This is a genomic window from Aminobacter anthyllidis, from assembly GCF_018555685.1.
GTDB lineage: Bacteria > Pseudomonadota > Alphaproteobacteria > Rhizobiales > Rhizobiaceae > Aminobacter > Aminobacter anthyllidis.
This window is the reverse complement of the sequence record NZ_JAFLWW010000007.1, coordinates 12,987-30,996: the sequence shown is the minus strand read 5'-3', so window position 1 is coordinate 30,996 and position 18,010 is coordinate 12,987. Positions and strand designations below refer to the sequence as shown.

16 protein-coding genes and 3 pseudogenes are annotated in these 18,010 nt (G+C 56.8%); 5 read left to right on the top strand and 14 right to left on the bottom strand.

Annotated features, from left to right (window positions below; genetic code table 11):
* Positions 1 to 34 precede the first annotated feature (34 nt).
* From J1C56_RS23055 to J1C56_RS23020, 9 genes and pseudogenes are all read right to left on the bottom strand, one after another.
* Positions 35 to 988 carry an IS481 family transposase gene (locus J1C56_RS23055; protein ID WP_214392401.1) on the bottom strand — a complete coding sequence of 318 codons (954 nt, stop codon included), beginning with the start codon at positions 986 to 988 and terminating at the stop codon, positions 35 to 37.
* A gap of 286 nt (positions 989 to 1,274) precedes the next feature.
* Positions 1,275 to 2,303, bottom strand: coding sequence for an LLM class flavin-dependent oxidoreductase (locus tag J1C56_RS23050; RefSeq protein ID WP_136617737.1), 1,029 nt, complete (start codon positions 2,301 to 2,303; stop codon positions 1,275 to 1,277).
* A 127-nt stretch (positions 2,304 to 2,430) separates the two neighbouring features.
* Positions 2,431 to 3,540 (bottom strand): histidinol-phosphate transaminase, encoded by a 1,110-nt coding sequence (gene hisC, locus J1C56_RS23045; RefSeq protein ID WP_214392400.1) that lies wholly within the window; start codon positions 3,538 to 3,540, stop codon positions 2,431 to 2,433.
* 197 nt (positions 3,541 to 3,737) lie between these two features.
* Positions 3,738 to 3,909, bottom strand: a pseudogene (locus J1C56_RS33895) (helix-turn-helix domain-containing protein); the annotation flags it as partial.
* A 236-nt stretch (positions 3,910 to 4,145) separates the two neighbouring features.
* Positions 4,146 to 4,409 (bottom strand): annotated as a pseudogene (locus tag J1C56_RS33695) (GAF domain-containing protein); the annotation flags it as partial.
* A 190-nt stretch (positions 4,410 to 4,599) separates the two neighbouring features.
* Positions 4,600 to 5,121, bottom strand: coding sequence for a type 1 periplasmic-binding domain-containing protein (locus J1C56_RS23040; RefSeq protein ID WP_214392399.1), 522 nt, complete (start codon positions 5,119 to 5,121; stop codon positions 4,600 to 4,602).
* Between the two features lie 1,571 nt (positions 5,122 to 6,692).
* A pseudogene (locus tag J1C56_RS23030) lies at positions 6,693 to 6,894 on the bottom strand (glycine zipper domain-containing protein); the annotation flags it as partial.
* A 42-nt stretch (positions 6,895 to 6,936) separates the two neighbouring features.
* A complete protein-coding gene (locus J1C56_RS23025; RefSeq protein WP_214392398.1) occupies positions 6,937 to 9,105 on the bottom strand; it encodes a metallophosphoesterase in 2,169 nt (722 codons plus the stop codon).
* A complete protein-coding gene (locus J1C56_RS23020; RefSeq protein WP_214392397.1) occupies positions 9,102 to 9,626 on the bottom strand; it encodes a hypothetical protein in 525 nt (174 codons plus the stop codon). The genes J1C56_RS23025 and J1C56_RS23020 overlap by 4 nt, the downstream gene beginning before the upstream one ends.
* A gap of 142 nt (positions 9,627 to 9,768) precedes the next feature.
* Between J1C56_RS23020 and J1C56_RS23015 the strand changes: the two genes are divergently transcribed.
* From J1C56_RS23015 to J1C56_RS22995, 5 genes are read left to right on the top strand one after another with little or no spacing between them, the layout of a single operon-like run.
* Positions 9,769 to 10,074, top strand: a complete 306-nt coding sequence (locus J1C56_RS23015; protein ID WP_214392396.1) for a hypothetical protein — start codon at positions 9,769 to 9,771, stop codon at positions 10,072 to 10,074.
* A gap of 3 nt (positions 10,075 to 10,077) precedes the next feature.
* On the top strand, positions 10,078 to 10,452 hold the full coding sequence (locus tag J1C56_RS23010) for a helix-turn-helix domain-containing protein (RefSeq protein ID WP_214392395.1): 375 nt from the start codon (positions 10,078 to 10,080) through the stop codon (positions 10,450 to 10,452).
* Positions 10,439 to 11,287, top strand: coding sequence for an ImmA/IrrE family metallo-endopeptidase (locus J1C56_RS23005; protein WP_214392394.1), 849 nt, complete (start codon positions 10,439 to 10,441; stop codon positions 11,285 to 11,287). The genes J1C56_RS23010 and J1C56_RS23005 overlap by 14 nt, the downstream gene beginning before the upstream one ends.
* Positions 11,280 to 12,083, top strand: a complete 804-nt coding sequence (locus J1C56_RS23000) for a thymidylate synthase (RefSeq protein WP_214392393.1) — start codon at positions 11,280 to 11,282, stop codon at positions 12,081 to 12,083. Before J1C56_RS23005 ends, J1C56_RS23000 begins: the two co-directional genes overlap by 8 nt.
* Before the next feature lie 6 nt (positions 12,084 to 12,089).
* Positions 12,090 to 13,097: a nucleotide kinase domain-containing protein gene (locus J1C56_RS22995; RefSeq protein WP_214392392.1), complete on the top strand. Its 1,008-nt coding sequence runs from the start codon at positions 12,090 to 12,092 to the stop codon at positions 13,095 to 13,097.
* Here J1C56_RS22995 and J1C56_RS22990 read toward each other — a convergent pair.
* The 5 genes from J1C56_RS22990 to J1C56_RS22970 all read right to left on the bottom strand — a co-directional run bounded on the left by J1C56_RS22990 (position 13,094) and on the right by J1C56_RS22970 (position 17,805).
* Positions 13,094 to 13,468: a holo-ACP synthase gene (locus J1C56_RS22990; RefSeq protein WP_214392391.1), complete on the bottom strand. Its 375-nt coding sequence runs from the start codon at positions 13,466 to 13,468 to the stop codon at positions 13,094 to 13,096. The genes J1C56_RS22995 and J1C56_RS22990 overlap by 4 nt on opposite strands.
* Before the next feature lie 4 nt (positions 13,469 to 13,472).
* Positions 13,473 to 13,667 carry a hypothetical protein gene (locus J1C56_RS22985; RefSeq protein ID WP_214392390.1) on the bottom strand — a complete coding sequence of 65 codons (195 nt, stop codon included), beginning with the start codon at positions 13,665 to 13,667 and terminating at the stop codon, positions 13,473 to 13,475.
* Positions 13,651 to 15,243 (bottom strand): patatin-like phospholipase family protein, encoded by a 1,593-nt coding sequence (locus J1C56_RS22980; protein ID WP_214392389.1) that lies wholly within the window; start codon positions 15,241 to 15,243, stop codon positions 13,651 to 13,653. Before J1C56_RS22980 ends, J1C56_RS22985 begins: the two co-directional genes overlap by 17 nt.
* A 166-nt stretch (positions 15,244 to 15,409) precedes the next feature.
* Entirely contained in the window at positions 15,410 to 16,807 is a 1,398-nt protein-coding gene (locus tag J1C56_RS22975) for a hypothetical protein (RefSeq protein ID WP_246591811.1), read from the bottom strand.
* Between the two features lie 77 nt (positions 16,808 to 16,884).
* Complete coding sequence (locus J1C56_RS22970) at positions 16,885 to 17,805, bottom strand: hypothetical protein (protein WP_214392388.1); 921 nt, start codon at positions 17,803 to 17,805, stop codon at positions 16,885 to 16,887.
* Positions 17,806 to 18,010 lie beyond the last annotated feature (205 nt).

Below are 18,010 nucleotides of genomic sequence, written 5' to 3'. Positions count from 1 at the left end.
CGATCAAGTCTGCCAGGCGATCGTGGGTCTACTCCTAGGTGTGGAGCCTCAACAGGTTGTCCTCGGTCAAGGCGAGGCGGCTGATAGGCGTTTTTGATTTTAGGCTGCCATGTGGGCGATGCCAATTGTATCTGTGCAGCCAGACGGGCAGTTCGGCGGCACGGTGATCGGATGTCGGATAGGCTATGGCGTAGGCCCATTCGCGCAGCGCCGTCTGGATGAATCGCTCGGCCTTGCCATTGGTCTTGGGCGTATAGGGCCTTGTGGTGACGTGCTTGAGGCCGAGATCGCGGCAGGCGTTGGCGAAAGCCTTCGATCTGTAGCAGGAGCCGTTGTCGGTCATGACGCGGGCTATGGTGACGCCGAGGCTGGCGTAATAGGCCACCGCCGCCTTGAGGAAAGCGATGGCGCTCTCCTTTTTCTCGTCGGGCAGGATTTGCGAGAAAGCGATACGGGAAGCATCGTCGATGCAGACATGGACGAACTCCCAGCCAGCGCCGCGCGACTTGCCCTTTTGCGGATCGCCGGTGATGCGATGGCCGACTTGGCTGAAACGTCCGAGCTTCTTGATGTCGATATGGATCATCTCGCCGGGATGCTCGCGCTCATAGCGTCGGATCGGTTCGGCCGGCTCGATATCCCTGAGCCGCGACAGCCCGGCACGCCTGAGAACCCGGCTTACGGTGGCAGGCGAGACGCCGACCTCCATGGCGATGTGCTTGCCGGTCAGCCGTAGGCGGCGCAAGGCGACGATGCGCTCGGCCACTGCCTGTTCGGTCATGTCCGGCATGACGTTGGGCCGTGACGAACGGTCGGCCATGCCGTCACGACCTGCGGCCTTGTAGCGCTCGGTCCAACGCGCCACGATCTTGGCCGACACGCCATACATCCGCGCCGCATGGGCTTTGGAAAAACCGCCTTCTATCACCGCCAGCGCCATCTCCTCTCGACGCAGCGGCGTGAGACGGGCATTCTTGTGGATGTTCATTCGGACCCTCCGCTGAGTGCTGAAGCCTGGTAACTCCAGTCTCCTCGGTTCGGTCCGAATGGACAACCTCCTGAAAGCTCACACCTAGGACATGAAGGCCCTATCCGAGGGGTGAGAATGCGGCATACATGGTCGCTGTCGCCTATGAACAACACGCCGCTTTGAGGAGGAAGCCGCATGCCTCTGTGCCAACCGGTTGATGGGTCATCCGAAACCCGCACCTAGTCGTCGCTAGCGACGCATGCCGCTTGGCACGTTGTTGGGTGAGCGAACGTTCGAACCGGGGTTAGCCAACTCGAGCCATAATTGCGGATTGAATCGCCGTTGCGGTATATAGGGAAGCATCTAACGACAGATTCCCAAACGCCGGTTGACAAAGGAGGTAGTTTGCACCTGCCGCTTCCAGCTGATCAAGAAGAGCTTGTCCCGCAGATGCTGCCGTTCCTACTACGCACAATTCCTTCTCGATTGCTGCATCGAAGGTCAGCGGCAGGTTTGGTGGAGTCGGCATGCCATTGAGATCATAAAGGAATTTAAAGCTCTTGAGCCACCGTTCGTAAGCAGGTGCGGCGAGTGAACGTGCATCTGTTTCAGAGCGCCCAATCACGACCATTCGGAGCAATCCAAGAAATGGCGCTTGGTCGTCCGCCTCACTGGTGTGCTCTCGACCGGCGCGGAAGGCATCAGTGATTCTTCGAACGGAAGAGGAAGGTCCCACGCACGCGATGTTCATGCCATTCGCAGCGGCCCAGCCTGCCGATTCCGGTCGATTGGTGGCGATCCAAGTCGGCGGATGTGGACGCTGATGAGTTCTTAGCGTCAGCGGAACGCTGTTCAACTCAAAATGGCGACCTTGATAGGATAGCGTGCCGCCCTTCAGCGCATTGATAAGAATTTCGCTGGCTTCCGCATAGTGGTTTGGCGCCGCGTCCGAGCCAATCCCGAAGTAACCTAATTCGATCGGGAGCGAGCCGCGCCCTATCCCAAGTTCGAGCCTGCCACCGCTCAATTGGTCCAGCATACAGATCTCTTCGAACGCACGTAGCGGATGATAGAGGGCAAGCAGCATTACCAACGGGCCGACACGAAGGCGACGGGTTCGCTGGACTACGCTCGACAAGAACAGATTCGGTGAGGGACCTCTCCCATGTGGGGTACAATGGTGCTCTGCGAGATGATATGCATAGAACCCAAGGTGATCGCACGCCTCCGCTAACATCAGGCGATCTTCGTACTGTCGGGCGATATCGGGGCCGTCCTCGTCCAGATGATCGAAGATGCCGACAGCTAGGCCTGAAGGAAAGGCCTTATCCATGATATTGTCTCCATTTTTGACGCAACAAGTCCGGTTGCTTGCGTATTCCAAGCAATTTAAAGATTTCTCGCTTGTGTAATCGCTCGGATTATTGCCTGCGAAATGCTCAAGCGGAGGCTCATGCAACCTAATACGGGCAAATTGACATATTAACTATTCTACAAATACGACCAGCGGCACAAAGAAATGCATCCATTTGCTCTTTTGTACCGATGCTGACGCGGATGTAATTTTCCAAACCTTTATCTGGAAAGACGGCAACAAGTATTTTTTGCCTTGCAAAGGCTGATTGCCACCATGAGCCGTCCTGTCCCGTTGGCACGCGGGCAAGCAAGAAGTTTGCGTGGGAAGGGATTACGGAAAATCCAAGTTGCGACAGCGCGAGCGTTACTCGCCGTCGTTCATGCCTGATGTGTCTGTGGTTGTCTGCATAGGCGGCGCGGTGCGCAAGGACGCTGATACCAACCGCATGCCCGACCACATTCATGTTGAAGACGTTCTGGATGTTGCGTAGCCTGCCGATAATTTCAGGGTGACCGAAACCGAAACCGACGCGAATGCCGGCGGCAGCATAGCTTTTCGAAAATGTTCTTAAGACCAGAAGGTTCGAATAGCGATTGATGAGGCGTAGAGCATTCTCGGGTGCAAAGTCGACGTAGGCCTCATCCAGCACGATCAAGCGGTCCGATTTCGCTACCAAGCGTTCGATATCGGCCACCGGAACGAACGTTCCGGTCGGGTTGTTCGGGTTAGCTAATAGAATGAACTTGGCGTCCTTTGCAGGACCGCAGAGCAATTGCTCCATCGGCAAGGAATGATCTTCGCTAAATTCGATTTCGACAAATTGAGCACCCTGCAACGTTGCAAGTTTGCGGTTGAACGAAAACCCTGGCGACATCATCGCCACGCTATCCCCCGGGGCAAGGAAAGCTCTGTAGACAAGTCCAAGCAGTTCAGACGATCCGTTGCCGGCGATCACCTGATCCGTGGAGACGATGTAGGCATTCGCGGCTGCTTCCCTCAAGCTGATGTTATCGTCTTCTGGATATAGATACTGCCGTTCGAGAGCTGCAATCGCGCTTTGCATTATGATTGCTGGAAGCGGGAACGGGTTCTCATTCGTGTTTAGTTTTACCCAACTTGAATCCGGCGCTGGTCTATCGGATGGCAGAGCATCTAACTTTCTCGCCACTTGCGAAAGAGACGAAAGCACACTCTGAAGTTTTGCATCGGACATGTTTTTCTCCGTTTCAGTCGCAGAGGGAATCCGCGATGAACTGATGGTCAAGAGCACATGGCCGACCGACGATGCGTTCACACCGCCGTTGTCAGCACATTGACCCTCGAGGTCGGGCGGGCTGTCCTCCCGGGTCGGATTGACCCGACGCTCAGGTCCGCATCCACTCGTCATCGGGCCAAGGCTCCGCCTAACCACTAACTTGATTTGTCCCTGATATTTGCCTCGGTAGGCCTTTCAAGAACGCTTGATCTGATGCCGTATTTCCTCAGCGTGTATCCAATCTGGCGCGGCGTCAGTCGAAGCAGGCGCCGCCTTTGCCTGCACCGAGCCACATCTCTCCACGGCCGCGATGACACGCTCGCGATCTTACATACTCGCACTCTTAAAGAGGCTGCGCTGGCAGACGCCAGCGGTGCCTGGTCGCTGAGGACGGACGGGACCGTAGCGGCGGCCCAAGGAGCAGCCTCAGTCGGCCGCGTGGCCGGCCTGTCTGGCATCATCGGCCCCAGTTGCAGCACCTTGTTGCCCGGTCCGCTCTTCCACGGCGCCGCGGAAAAACACTGTCCGTGGCAGCAGTCAAAGTCGTTTCTGCCGATTGACGCTCTCGCTGCCAGAAACATGCGATGCAGCTTCACTGTCTGCCCAACCAGATTGGCGATTGTGGTGAGGAGGCGGAGGTCGTAATCGAGGAGGGAACCTGATTTGTTGTCCAAGATGCGGTCGATGGCCGGCGTGCCCACGACGTTCGCATCGACGCGAACGGGTACGCCGATGAACGACACTTTCATGTTGTCGGACGCCCCGAGCATGTCCTTGTCGGCGGCGTTGAAAGCCGGATCCACCGCTTGGTTGCGGATTTTGACTGGTCACGGGCAAGCGCGAAAAACGCCTTGGCCGTAAGTCGGGGCGCTGCAAAGTGGTCGAGTGCACAGCGGTGCGATGCCTTGCCATGGGTTTCCTTTCATGAATCGCGACCGTCGACTGACTTCTACACGCCGCAACCGCACGTTGATTCACGAGACCGGAATGGGCCGGGAGAGTCAATTGAGCTTTCTTTCATTCGCGAAAGGAAACTCGGCGCTCATGATAGAATTCCATCAGTTTCATATCTCCGGTAGATGATATCGAACGGCAGAATGTCTGCCCCGGCGTCGCCGCGATGCCGGTGCTGATGGCCCGGGCCATCAGCCTGATCAGCTCCTGGCAAAGCTGGCGCAGTGGCGTGGCGACCGCCATCGCGACGATCTCAGGGCCCGACCGCGACTCCGGCATGATTTCATTCACAATCGCGACAAGGTCTTGACCTTTGCCCACCTCGCGGAGCGCCTGATGGCCCCCTGGCCCCGCCGACCATACAGGAGCCGACGAGCTCAGGTTGCCGTGCATGAGATCCAGCGTGGTCTCGTATGTGATCTGCCGCTTCCCGAGGTTCACGAGCGTATCGAGCACCTCGAAACTCGGCGCGTTGTCACGGAAATAGGAGCGAAAGCCGATTTCGCGGAGCTCGTGCCCCTGCAAGCGGTGGCTGCCGACGAAGACCGCCACCTTGCCGGGCCGTTTTGGGACCGTGGAAAACATCCAAGCGGCTGCCCCCCCCTACCTTGCGGTTGTTGAGGCCGATATAGCTCTCGCGCACGCCGGCGGCGAAGTCGGAAACGGCGAAAACCGGAATGTCTTTCGCCTTGAGCTCCTCGACTGCTGCCTGATCTTCGGGTGGTCCGGCGCCCGCGTGGCGATAGCATGGCAGCGTCCGCTAGGGTCCTTGTGCTCGCCGGCTCCTTCGGGCGGTTGGGGATAGTCGAGCCGGTGCTGCCACCGCTAACTCGTTCAGGCCTTGTTGACCGACAGCTACGTTGTGAAGATCAGCCGGTCGCTCCCATCTGCTAAGATGGGCGGCTATGGCGACGAGCGCAAAGACAGCGCACCATAGACTCATTACTTGCGATCGTCTGAGCATTCAGGAGTTCTCGCGGCCGCCACTCAGAACTCACCATTTCTGTGAGTACCTGGGTCGACGCGACAGCGAGCGATGGGGCCGCGTCGTCTTACCTGACCAGGCAAGTCTGGCGATCGTCCGCGTCGCTCGGGGAGGCTAGGACAACCGCAAGATGATCGCGTCACTCAGTGCCATTGTGAGTCTTAAGGCCTGAGGATCTGGTCGAGTCCGCGCCGGTCGAGCCGCGGCGGCTGGCCGCCGTATATGTCGCCCGTCGTGCTACCGACTCACTGTTGTGAATGAACGTTTCCCCATCCTCCATCCGATCGCTGTAACTGGTCAGTTCTCTTCCCACAGCCAAAGTCGCACTTTCGCGGCCGAACTGCAGACCTCTAGCAAAGCCAGCTGCGCTGCGCCGTTTCCCAAACGTCTAGTCACATTTTCGAAGTGCGTGTTGGAATCGGTGATTTCGTGACACATTATCGCCACGTTTTAGCCGCGACCTGCTCGCAATCTCCCACCAGAAAGCCGGCGTTGCCCTGAGACGGTTCGGTCCGGCATCGGCTCACCCCCCCGCTTAAGGGTCAGTGCCGGATCGAACGCTCTTGCATCTCTTCTTGAAGGAAATCAGGTGCGACGTAAACGGCGGTCATTAGAAGAAGCTGATCCGCTCCATTGATCGATACATGGTCCGCCAAATTGCCAGCGTGCCAAGGACCTGCAAATCAACGATGGGTTGAGGCGGCGGCTGCCAGGCGAGACGCATCTCGGGCCGGCAGGGCCATTCCGAGCGCCAGGGCGCGAGATGTTTCGGATCGGAGTGTTGCGCAGCTCACTTCTCGAGGATCGATTCGGTCGCAAAGACGCATCACGGATCGCATGTCGTGCTCGACCAGTAGAATGGAAACATTGTCGGCCCATCTCGATCTTGTCGGCGACCTCGGCTTTTCGGTCGCGTTTAAGCCGGCCAGTGGCTCGCCAAGCGGCATGATACGAGGTCCAGCCGCCAAAGCTGTCGAGATGCTAAGCATTCGACGGAGCCCGCCAGGAAGATTTCCCGCCGGACTAGCTCGTTGGCCTCGATGTCGATGACGCCGACGACGCCGACGAAAGAGAAATTGGGATTGTAGCGCGCCGGTTCGCTCAACACCGCGTCACTGGCCATCGCCGGCCGGGCAGCGAGCAACGCTGCCGCCCCACCAAAGACTTTCGCATACACTTTCCCGTAGCGATCCCGGTAGGGGCGCGGTCCGGGTTCATTGGCCCGGCCGATCAACGCACCGGCAACGGCGCCGACGGCGCCACCGACAACGGCGCCTTGCACCGGATCATTTGCCACGGCAGCGCCTATGGCCGCCGCCCAGGCCGCCGACCGCTGCACCCTTTTCCGTCTGAGAGTAGGCGCCCAGCGCCATCAACTACCATCATAGGAATCATTCGCCATTCGGCTATGCAGATCACGGGCCATCGCTTGTCGTCGCGTCTAAGATTTCCGGCACCACGCGCTTGACGACCCTAGCCCAGATCTCGAAACTGCTGGTATCTTTGGCAGATCTTTCGAACTGCTCACTCTGTTCGACAAGTGATACGAAAGAGGAAAAGAACTGCGGGCGAGGTCGGTCCGCGGGACTTAGGGCCGCGATGTAGTCCCGAAGAGCCTTCAGTCCCTCAGAGGAAATAGGCGACCCATCTGTACTCCGAGCTTGCGCGACGACGAGAAAGTCTCTGAGCGCCTGCCGCCACTGACCAAGCAAATCTTTGGCGTTCGGATGTTCCTGGATTTGCTGGGAGAGGATGCCCGCAAGGAGGAATAGGTTCTGCGGTGCCTGATCCAGCCACCGGTCAAAGATCGGCACGTGGACCTGACCAGGAGCCCTCTCGTCAAGGCGGGCTTCCGTTGTAATAGTCGTTATCCGGCCCGGTTCTAAGCCGACCCGCCTGCAAAGCTTTACCTGGATTGCCCGCAACTCCGCAATGTTAACTGGCCACCACTGCGAGAACTCCTGAGCGCGATAGAAACCGGTGATGTCGAGCAGGGCGTTATTGCTCCTCTGGCGCTTCTTGATCTGTAGCATGGTGAACGAGGGAAACGCCTCCCTGTCACTCCCGGCATCGAAATCTCGAATCGGATCGACGAGGATGGCGAGCGCGCGTGAAGAGAGCGTTGGTGACGAGCGACTACTCTCAAGCATAGTCGCCAAACGTTCAATTTGATCACTCACTCCCCCGTAGCGCCGAAGCCGAGACCCGTGCGGATAGGGAAAATTCTTATCGCGATGAGATTGCGGCAACTGCCACCAATCCACGATCTCCCGCAGCCACTCCTGCCGCTCGTTTTCCGATATGTTATTGGCTTCCGGATATCCTGCGGGCAAATCCAGTTGCGCCGAGTTCCCCGGAAGATCGAGATGTACAACCAACGTTCCCCGGGGCACGATTTGGCGGGCCGCGTTAGATGCGCGCGCATATACTTCGTTGAAGTCGCTACCCTGAATAATCTCAGGTCCGTCCGTTAACGATGTCGTCGTCCAAAGCCGAATCGGCTTCTCCACGTCCATCGGCGCATCTAGACCGCCGCGGGCTAACCCAAAGCGAGTGGATTGAAGTTCGGGCGTGTATGGGATGCCTTCAATTGCCAAGATTCGGGCAGCATCTGTATCGCGACCATGATCCATTGCGCCAGCAGAAAGCACAGCGACACGGCGTGCATCTTCTTCGCGCTCCTCACCGAAATGCTCAAAATGAACCGCGTGTTCATGCTTGTGACCATGTATGACAAGATTGATTTCTGCCTGCCTAATGAACCGTCTGACCTGCTCTAGATTGGAGATACTTTCGAAGGCCTTCAATTCGACACGTAAGCCAGGCGCGCGAAGATGATGATGCATAAGAAGGATCCGAAGCTGCGGCCCAGATACGGGATGGGGTGCGTCAGCCATCACCCTTCTCATCACCTCGAGTTGAGCATCTGAAATATGAGCCATGTCGTAGCTTCGTAGGCCATTTAACGCCGAACTCAATCGCTCTTGCTCCGCAGGATCCACTGACAGCCGCGCTGGAATCTCGTTCCAGATGGCCGCGAGATCCGTCGGCAACTCGGCCTGAATCTGCGACCAATTGCTTGTGTTCAACGGATAGACGATCCAGCGATTGTCGTGCCCTACGAGAAAATGTCTTGAGGCATCGACAATGTTTCTGGAATCAAAGCCGTCTAGCCAAGGCACGATGCAGCCATTGGCTTTCCAGACGGCCGCAAAGGCCTCGTAGCGTTCTGTCGAGCCTGGGTCTGACCATTTTTTGACATCATGGTTGCCAGGCGTTGCAACAATTCGTCCGGGCTCTATTCCGAACTCACCGAAGTTCGCTAGGATCAAATCAAAGAGGATCTGATGGCCGCCAGGGAGCCCTTTTCGCTGAGCGTCACCCGCAAAGAGCACGCCATCGAGGCGCTGCTCCTTCTGACGCAGATCGTTCGCGATCCTTTCGAAAAGCTTCCCGATTTCTCCCTCGCGGGTCGGATGGCCAATATCACGAACGGTGGTCTTTGACAGGTCATCAAGCCGGAGCTCGCTCCCCCCATCCGCAAGATGCGTATCCGTCACGAGAAGGAAACGAGGCGGGTTCATCGGGCATGGCGAGCGATGAGGAATTGACGTTCGGCGAGTTGCTGCCGGCGTTTTATGATCTCAGTCTGGAGGTCGGCACCGAATTCGCTCGCGACACACCAAACCCATCGCAGCACATCGATGTTCGCTTCGCGGGCAATTGAGAGGAAATCCTCCATATGGTCGATTTTTTCGCAAGCATCCGAGAACCGCCCACCAGCATCGGCGATATCCGCGAGCAGGCCAATGCGATATTTGGTAGGCAAATTGTCTGTTTCGACGACTCTGTCGAAGCGTTGCGAGAGAGCATTCGCGGCACTGAGGCAAACCAGTGCTGCATCAACCATCGTCTTCAACGTGACGGTACTGTCCCCGCCAGCGCGAGCAATTCGGCCTGCATACTTTGCAAAATGAAGACCATAGTGCTTCAATTTGTCGACACGAGAAAGACCAATAATGTCAGTGTGGTTGCGTTGATCATGAGCGAACTGCTCCTGCTGCCATCGCAGCAGTGTGGTAGAGTCAATTACGTGGCTTTGCATCGTTATCTCCTGCCCAGTCGTCACTCTACAAAAAAACCCACAGACGACAAGTTGGTCTCGCTGGCTTGGCCGCCCGTTTCGGTAGGGCTTGCAAAATTGAAAGCGTAAGATTATCTTACCAATCGGTAAGGAGTTCGTACATATGACTCGCGATGATGTCAAGGATGCCCTTATTTCGGTCTTAGGTCGTGTTCAGGCGGCCTGCGGGGACACTCTGCCTCCTTTGAGTGGCAGCGATGTACCGGCCAAGGTATTAGAGCATTTCGATAGCCCGACCTGGTCGGTCGCGACGAGTTGGCTCGCGAAGAAGCTCGACGTCATCATTCCGAATGACGTCCATATCTTCGGCACTCTCGACGGCAAGACCCTCTTGACGATCAATCAGAGTATCGACCTCGTCCTCGCCAAACATGTCAGCAAGGCTGCGGTAACCGTCGCAGCGGAATAGGAGATGAGCGAATTGGATAAAGAGCTGCTAATTGCGGCACGCATCAAAGAAGCGCGGCGACTATCGGGGCTGAGCCAAGGCCAAGTCGCCAAGATACTCGAAATGCACCGCCCGACCATCAGCGAGATCGAATCAGGTAATCGACGTGTGAGCGCAAGCGAACTGATGCGATTTGCAGAGATATTCGACGTATCGGTCGCATATTTGGCCGGGGAAAGCCCCGACAAAATGAACCCGTCTGATCCAAAGCTGCAACTTGCCGCTCGCGAACTGAGTAAACTCAGTCCGGAAGCTTTGAACAGTTTGATGCGCGCGCTCGCCGTATTTCGAAAGGATGATGACGAAAACAGCTCGGGCGGCGGCAATGAACAAACGTAGCCTGATTCTCGAAGGCGCACAGGCCGCAACAGATGCACGAGACCGGGTCGGCGCCGATGAGATCAAACCGATCGACGTCTATGATGCGGCAGAAAAACTCGGCATCCGCGTGCGTTTTGTCGATATCAGCATGGAGGGCTTTTACAAGAAAGGGCCACCCGCAATGATGCTACTTTCGTCTTTGCGGCCGTTGCCACGTAGAGCGTTTACCTGCGGTCACGAGGCCGGCCATCACGTATTTGGTCACGGCTCCACGGTTGACGAACTCAAGGAAGACGAGCGCAAATCCTCCGAGAAGCCGGAGGAGATACTCGCTGATGCCTTCTCGGCCTTTCTATTGATGCCGACCCTTGGAATTCGTCATGCTTTTGCAGTCAGAAAATGGAAAATTGAGACCGCGAGCCCGTTCCAGTTGGCGACCGTGGCCAGCGAATTCGGTGTCGGCTACACGACGCTGCTTACTCATCTGACCTACATCATGACCGCACTATCAAAGCAGCGGCTTGCGGAATTGTCACGTTGGACACCTCAGCGAATTCGTGAAGACATTGTGCCCAACTCAGGCCTGAGCGCTCTCTCGATTGTTGACCGTCACTCGGAGGCATCTGTGGTCGATCTCGAGATCGGCAACGGTATCCTTCTCCCGCGATTGACGGATGTCGGAACTGACAAACTGCGGCATGTCCAAGATGTGAACGACTTCTCTCTCTTCAAAGCCATTTCCCGAGGTAGTGGAAGGCTTCGTGTCGGACTACGCGATCTGACAGTGAGAATCGGTCCGGAAAAATATGTCGGCCTTGCAAAGTATCGGTATTTGGAGGAAGCAGATGACTAAATCCTCGACGCCTCGGCTGATCGATGCGGATAACCTATCCGTGGGCTGGGCAACGATTGTCCAAGAACTCATGAGGCCAGGTACTCGATCGATTTCGCCATTGATCTTCTCTCTCACCGGCTTCGGTGCCAACGGCGACCCACAAGAAAACCACGCCATCCGCAACGGCTTGGACCAGATGCTTGGGGATATCGGCAAACGCGACTGCGAGAATGTCGCGTTTACGATTTTCCCTCAGAAGCACTACCTGCTTTCTGGCGGCAATCGAGAAGAATTTTTCGACCTCTACCGTGAGGCTTTCCCGCGGATTCAGGAATTGAACCCCCGCAATAACAGAAGGGGTTCTTACTTTCAGAGGCTTGTGGATTACGAAGGCGGCAACAACGGCCTTAACCAGCTTGATTGGATCTTGAAGGAATACGAACGCAATCCACATGGACGGCGCTCAAAATGGCAGGCGACAACCTTTGATCCATACCGCGACTACTCATCCACGGCCCAGCTCGAGTTTCCATGCCTTCAGCAGGTCAGCTTCACTTTCTCGGATGATGACGGCTTGATCGTGAACGCGTTCTATGCCACCCAGCAGATCATTCGGAAAGCTTACGGCAATTATCTCGGCCTAAGTCGGCTAGGCAAGTTTATGGCACACGAAATGCACTTGAAGCTCGAACGTCTCAACGTGTTTGTAGGCGTCGCGCAAGCCGACGAAGCCAAAAGAAGCGATCCGCATTTTCAGGCGCTCATGAAAACTATCGATGTCGCACTGGACTCAGAAGCCTCCGTCGAAGCGTAATGTTCGGTGTCTGTCAAAAACTCCACGATTAGTTCGAACCGCGTTGCCGGATTGCGGCCAACGCCTGTTTTCGATGCCTATTGGCGATTTGCTGCAGAACGGCAGGAAATTCTATTCAAACGGATCGCCGGTCAGGAAGGCCCGTGGACGGACGATCCGATCTTGAGGCAGTTTCGCTTTACAAATGCCTACAGGGCTACTGATCGCGTCAGCCAATATCTGATCAAGCACGTCATCTACAATCCCGAGCTCGATCCGAGCCCCATCGAGACGGTCTTCCGCACTTTACTCTTTAAGATCTTCAACAAGATTGAGACTTGGGAGGTTCTTGCCTCGCAATTAGGCAAAATTCATACGAGTACTTATAATCGAAACCTCTATGACGGCGTCCTTATGCAGATCATGGCAAATGGTGGGCGTATCTATTCAGGCGCGTATATAATGCCACCGGTAAAAATCGCTAACACGGACGGAGTAAAGCATCGCGGTCATCTTTCTCTAATCGACAAGATGTTCAGTGAGGACATTACAGAAAGCCTCATTGCCTCTACGTCTCTGAGGCATATTTTTAATGTGCTGACATCCTATCCGTCAATTGGGCCGTTTCTCGGCTATCAATTGGCAATTGATATTAACTACTCCACCGTGGTGGACCATCAGGAATCGGAATTTGTGGTCGCAGGCCCGGGCGCCCTTGATGGTATCTCGAAATGCTTCGAAAACGCCAATGACTATAATCCGGCGGATATTATCGAACTCATGTGTGACCGTCAGGAACTGGAGTTCGAGCGCCTCGATTTGTCGTTCAAGTCACTTGGTGAACGACGTCTGCAACTAATCGATTGCCAGAATCTGTTTTGCGAGATCAGCAAATATTCACGTGTTTCGCACCCTGAGTATGTCGGAGCGGCTGGCCGCACTCGCATCAAGCAGTCATTTCGTCAACACGGTGGCCTTGAGCCCCTTTTCCTCCCTCCAAAGTGGAACCTGACCGAGTTCGGTGTCAGCGCCTAACGCACGGCAACGGCAACGGCGGCTGCGGTTGTAGCGGTATGCGACAAGCTTATGTGCCAAGCAGCGATCCCGAGAGCCTGCTCGCGCGCCTGGGCGCCCCCCGACAAACGCAATTGTGGACGACCGTCGACAAGCACAATCTCCACATCCGTCAATGCAGTTCCCTGTTGGAGACCACCGAGAACCTTAAGAACCGCCTCCTTGCTCGCAAATCGAGCTGCGAGTCGCGTAACCCAATTCGGGCTTCCTGCGATATCGGCAAGTTCCTGTATCGTGAAACAGCGACTTAAAAGGTCGACGTCGTCGATTTTGTAGAGCGCGGCAAATTGCTCAATCTCGATGAGATCGAGGCCGATGCCAACTACACTCATTCCGTCACTGCGCAGCGCTTTTACGCAATTGCGGATCGGCGATCTTCTTGAGCGCCGCTTCTCGATCCAGAGCAAGCGCCCGCGCCTCCTCGACAACGGTGCTCATAGCAGTCTTATGCTTTGAGGCTGCGGTGTCGACCTTTTTGGCAAACGCTTTCGTACTCTCGCGGTGGACAAAGCTTTTACTTTTCCAAGCCATCCGAGTCCTCCAACTCATGCAGGGATTCGGCCAGCAGGCCGAAGAACTCCTTAGCGTCATTCTCTATCCGGGTGATTACCGTGTCAACGCGCCCGTCTTGCGGCATCACATTGCCACCGTCGATTTGGACCACAAACCGCGGGCGTTTATCCCCACCAATGGAAATGGGGACGCAGAGCATCCATTTCAAATCCTGCCTGGCTGCCTTTCTACGGAGACGGTTCTCCGGTCCGTCCATCCGGAACTCTTGGGGAAGCGGCGCGATTTCGAACAATGTATCCCCGCTTAGCCAGGCATGGCCAGCAATTGTACCGTCGATAGGTACCAGAAGACCCTCGTCATGGTAGCTGTCATAGCCGGTCGAATAGCGAAGCCTCAACGATTTGAAGAAGCCTTTGTCTGGTATCGCAATCGCCACTCTGACGCGCGGATCACGCTGATCGAGCACAGTTTCAAGGACGTCATCCACTAGCGCCTTCGTAGTCTTGCAGGCATTGCGATAGGCTTCCGGTCTGCGGAACAGCCATTTGTCGAGGCTCACTAGCGCTGCGCGTTCGGCATCCTCCACCTCCTGGATTGCCTGAGCCGCAGTAAGGTCGAATTGGAGAAGACTGAGGCTAGTTGACAGAACGAGCCGTTCCGCCCGGCCAGCAGCTCTGAGGTTGAGTTCGGACGAACCAAAAAGACCCGTTTGGATGAAGGCCGCAAGCCAATTGAATTTTGAAAGCAGACGGCGTTCCGTCGCGGTTTGGATTTCGATTGCCAGTGTGATGGCATCCGGATCTAACTCCCGCTCCTCGTCGAACGACCAAGCAGGCAGATTGGATACGATTCCGCCGTCCATATGGAGATCTCCATCCACGAACAGTGGTTCAAAAATTACGGGAAGCGAAATTGACGCTGCAATGGCAGCCGATACTGGCACCTTTGGCGTGCGTTCCGGTGAAAATAACTGCAGTCGGCCGCGGCTGAGATTCGCACTGACGATTTTCAGTGTCGGGCGACCGTCGCGGCCAAAGTCTTCCATCACAACGATGCGCCCCGGTTCACTCGGGAACAAACGTCTCTGCAATAGAGTTCCAATCGCCAAGGACAAAGTCGTCGTTCGCGCCAACCCCGCGAAAAATAGCCTAACTGTGAAGAATGCCCCGATCATCAAGGCGATAACAATGATGCCGGCAACAACGTAGTGCGACTCGGCTGCCAGCCAGCCTGCGAAGAAGACCAAAAGAACGCACAATCCCGCAGTGCAGAGGCAAAACATTGGGAGGAACGGAAGAAGCTCACGGAAAAGGAGAACTTTTCTCCAGCCCCATCTACCAAAAAAATCACGCGGGGTTCTAATGCCAGGATCGATTTCTGACAGCTGTTGCACGAGGGACCGGCCGGTCTTCGGATCAAGCAGTTCGTCAGCGGTCAACCCCGCCGCCTTCAAGACGGCAACAATAGCTCCGGCGGATGTCCCACCAAGCCCTTTAAACTCAACGTCGCGCGCCTCAAGCGCACGAAGGACGCCGAGGTGTATCAATCCTTTTGCGCCACCTCCCGCAAAGGCGACGAACATACGATGCGTCATTTGAAAGCACCCCACCCGTCTGAAAGTGTAGGCGACGTGATCTTCACTGTCATGAGGAGAACGCCGGCGACGGTCGCGTCAAAGGAAGAACGGCGTATAAACCGCAGTCCTCCGCGCGTCCGCAACAACCTTGGTCCGAAACGGATGGCCAGCGCGTCCAAAGGCATCAGCGCCCTATGGTTTCGCGTTGAGCATCACGCTCTGCGTCATCGCGGGGCGCCAGCCAGAGGACGTTCGCCTCGGCGTTTGCTGGAGCGATGACGTCGACTGGATAGAGGCGAAACTGTTCCCTCAGCAGGGTGAAGGCTTCGAGAAGGATGAGAGCGAACCATATCGGAACGTCGGCCGTGCCGTCGCCAGACCGGACGGGTTCCAAGAGGTCGCGCCAGCGCTTGGCGCCTGGCCCGAGGTTCTGAACCCGCTCTTCGGCGCTCGCTCGATTACGGGAGAGATGCAATCGATGGACTATATCGACCGCACCATGCATCCATTCATTTGCGCGACGCTGGTGCGCGCCTTCGATCACTCCGACGAAGTCGCTCATGAGCCGAACATTGTAGATCGCGAGATCGGTCATGAGACGTGCGGTGTCCTGCCGATCCGGAACGAGGCGGACGCCGGCGGAGAGCAGGTCGTCGGCGACAAACTGCATGATCGCTGCCCCATCGGCAGCGGGTATGGTGCCCGAAGATAGGGCGGGCAAATCGCTTTGAACCACACCCCTTGAGGGATAGAGAACCAGTTCCCCATCCGAGCTCGAACCTACCCTGTCGAGTTCGATGACGACGTTTTGTAGCTCGTCGAGGACTACTGCACCATCGAAGAGCTGGAACTGCGGTGGACTGGCCAGCCGCTCCAGCATTCGTTGTTCGACGGACAGAAGCTGGGGAGGGTTGTCGCCATCGAGGCCGAGGAGCTCGCCGGCAACCGCGGCCAAGTCGATCCAGTCCTGCCGGAACGAGATCGCGGCGAAGGCGCGAAGCAGGTGCCCGGACTCTTTGAGATCGCCATCCGAAATATGGACGCATGCCTCGACACCACCGAGACGATAGTCGGCACCATCGTCTCGGTGTGAGAATATCGAATGCATGCTGACGCCACCGTGCACAATGCCGGCGTCATGACATAGCGTGAGCGCTTCTGCGACGCGGACCATGTTCCGCCAGAAGACGCCACGACTTGCGCTTGTCAGATAGCGCCCCTGCCTTGTCCTGCGGCGCTGTGATGGCCCGGAAATCGGACTGCCGGGGTCGACCATTACGATAGCAAGCTCGTGTTGGTCTTCCGCAACTTCGAGAACTTCAACCAGCACGTCTCGAGCACGACGAGAAGAAAGCACCCGCCGAATCCGTCTCAGGCCACGGGCGACAATTGCCCGCAAATCATCGTCGAGGGCCGTGCCCGTCTTCCTGAACAAGCGCAGTAGGTACCCCTCGCCGTCCGCAGACCCGACAGCAGTACGAAGGTGAGAATCCCACCCTCCCGTCAACCGTGCGAACGAGTCTTCTGCGAATTTGAAACGTGCATCTAACGGCGGATTACTCTTCTTGTTGACTGCAGCCATATGGTTTGCGCCCTTGAATACTTCTGCTTAGCAGATTCGAGGCCGCCACGCCGTTTGAGATGGCAACAAAACTGGGGTTAAACCAAAATGCGGGTGTTGAGCTCCGCGTAGGGCGTCTGGGCCTCGATCCCGCGTCGAGTGGCATAGAGGCGAGCAACGCCGTCCGGGAGAGAATCGACCTCGGGCTCGAAGAGGTGGGGCATGATGTCGGTCAGCCGCGGCAACTCGGAAATGCGATGCCGCTGCAAGTAGCTGACCGCCCTTTCGCGCGCCGGGCCGGAAGCCCATGTAGCGGTTCCAGAGTTGGCGAAATGCGTTTCCTCTACAATGTTTTTGATCCAAAGCCACGGCGCAATGCGCTCGGTTCGATGGTTCGAAATGCGCCACATCGGCAGATAGTCGCGCGAGAATAGGACTTCCGATCCATCGCTCAGCTTCCAGATCCCGTAGGGCAACCAGATCCGTGAGGGCACGAAGTCCGGGAGTGGGGAGCGCGGTGTGGCCACCTCGAAGTCGGCCCGCTCACCAAATCCCGTGTCGAAAAGCAGGTATGTCGGACGGCCGGGATAGCGAAGGTAGGCCGGGGTCTTGGAACCATAGGCCTTGTCCCTCACGATGGTTCCGGGCTTGCCACGACCAGGCGGGCCGAAAACACGCTGCCTCCAGAGGGAGGTACGAAGGACCATGTGCTCGTCAATCGACCATGGGGCTGCTCGCAGCAACCGCGCTCTCGATACCGCATGTTGCACCTCGGCTTGCGGGAGGGCCAGGGTGTCAGCCAGCTCGAGAATGATGCGCAAGACATCTTCGAGACTGATGCGTTCCGTTGCCGCGGGACTGTTCGGCTGGATATAGATCGAGAGCTCATGCCAGTCCCGGTAGCCGAGCGCCCTGGCGAGTGCCTCATGCACGGTCGCCAAATTCAGTTCGGCCGCGGCGCGTGCCAGATATTTTGCGGCCTGTTTCGGCCGAACGAGATCGGAAAAGTAGATACGCATGGAACCGCTCCGGCGGTGCTTGCAGCGGCGTGTCCACTTGGCCCGCGCACCTTGGAAGAGGTTCAGACGGGGGTCATCGAATCATTCCTGCCCGTGGGCTTCGCCAATGTGGACGGCATGGCCGGATCAGCCACGGCCCAGCATAGGCGATTCGAGCCGATGGGCAAGCTGGATAGCGGCAGCAATCGTACGGATCACGCTCTAC

Coding starts and splice junctions, on each gene's coding strand:
- J1C56_RS23055 (WP_214392401.1), bottom strand. CDS start 988: ATGAACATCCACAAGAATGCCCGTCTCACGCCGCTGCGTCGAGAGGAG.
- J1C56_RS22975 (WP_246591811.1), bottom strand. CDS start 16,807: ATGGCTGCAGTCAACAAGAAGAGTAATCCGCCGTTAGATGCACGTTTC.
- J1C56_RS22990 (WP_214392391.1), bottom strand. CDS start 13,468: ATGAGTGTAGTTGGCATCGGCCTCGATCTCATCGAGATTGAGCAATTT.
- J1C56_RS23005 (WP_214392394.1), top strand. CDS start 10,439: ATGAACAAACGTAGCCTGATTCTCGAAGGCGCACAGGCCGCAACAGAT.
- J1C56_RS22970 (WP_214392388.1), bottom strand. CDS start 17,805: ATGCGTATCTACTTTTCCGATCTCGTTCGGCCGAAACAGGCCGCAAAA.
- J1C56_RS22980 (WP_214392389.1), bottom strand. CDS start 15,243: ATGACGCATCGTATGTTCGTCGCCTTTGCGGGAGGTGGCGCAAAAGGA.
- J1C56_RS23050 (WP_136617737.1), bottom strand. CDS start 2,303: ATGGATAAGGCCTTTCCTTCAGGCCTAGCTGTCGGCATCTTCGATCAT.
- J1C56_RS23015 (WP_214392396.1), top strand. CDS start 9,769: ATGACTCGCGATGATGTCAAGGATGCCCTTATTTCGGTCTTAGGTCGT.
- J1C56_RS23025 (WP_214392398.1), bottom strand. CDS start 9,105: ATGAACCCGCCTCGTTTCCTTCTCGTGACGGATACGCATCTTGCGGAT.
- J1C56_RS23010 (WP_214392395.1), top strand. CDS start 10,078: ATGAGCGAATTGGATAAAGAGCTGCTAATTGCGGCACGCATCAAAGAA.
- hisC (WP_214392400.1), bottom strand. CDS start 3,540: ATGTCCGATGCAAAACTTCAGAGTGTGCTTTCGTCTCTTTCGCAAGTG.
- J1C56_RS23020 (WP_214392397.1), bottom strand. CDS start 9,626: ATGCAAAGCCACGTAATTGACTCTACCACACTGCTGCGATGGCAGCAG.
- J1C56_RS23000 (WP_214392393.1), top strand. CDS start 11,280: ATGACTAAATCCTCGACGCCTCGGCTGATCGATGCGGATAACCTATCC.
- J1C56_RS23040 (WP_214392399.1), bottom strand. CDS start 5,121: ATGTTTTCCACGGTCCCAAAACGGCCCGGCAAGGTGGCGGTCTTCGTC.
- J1C56_RS22985 (WP_214392390.1), bottom strand. CDS start 13,667: ATGGCTTGGAAAAGTAAAAGCTTTGTCCACCGCGAGAGTACGAAAGCG.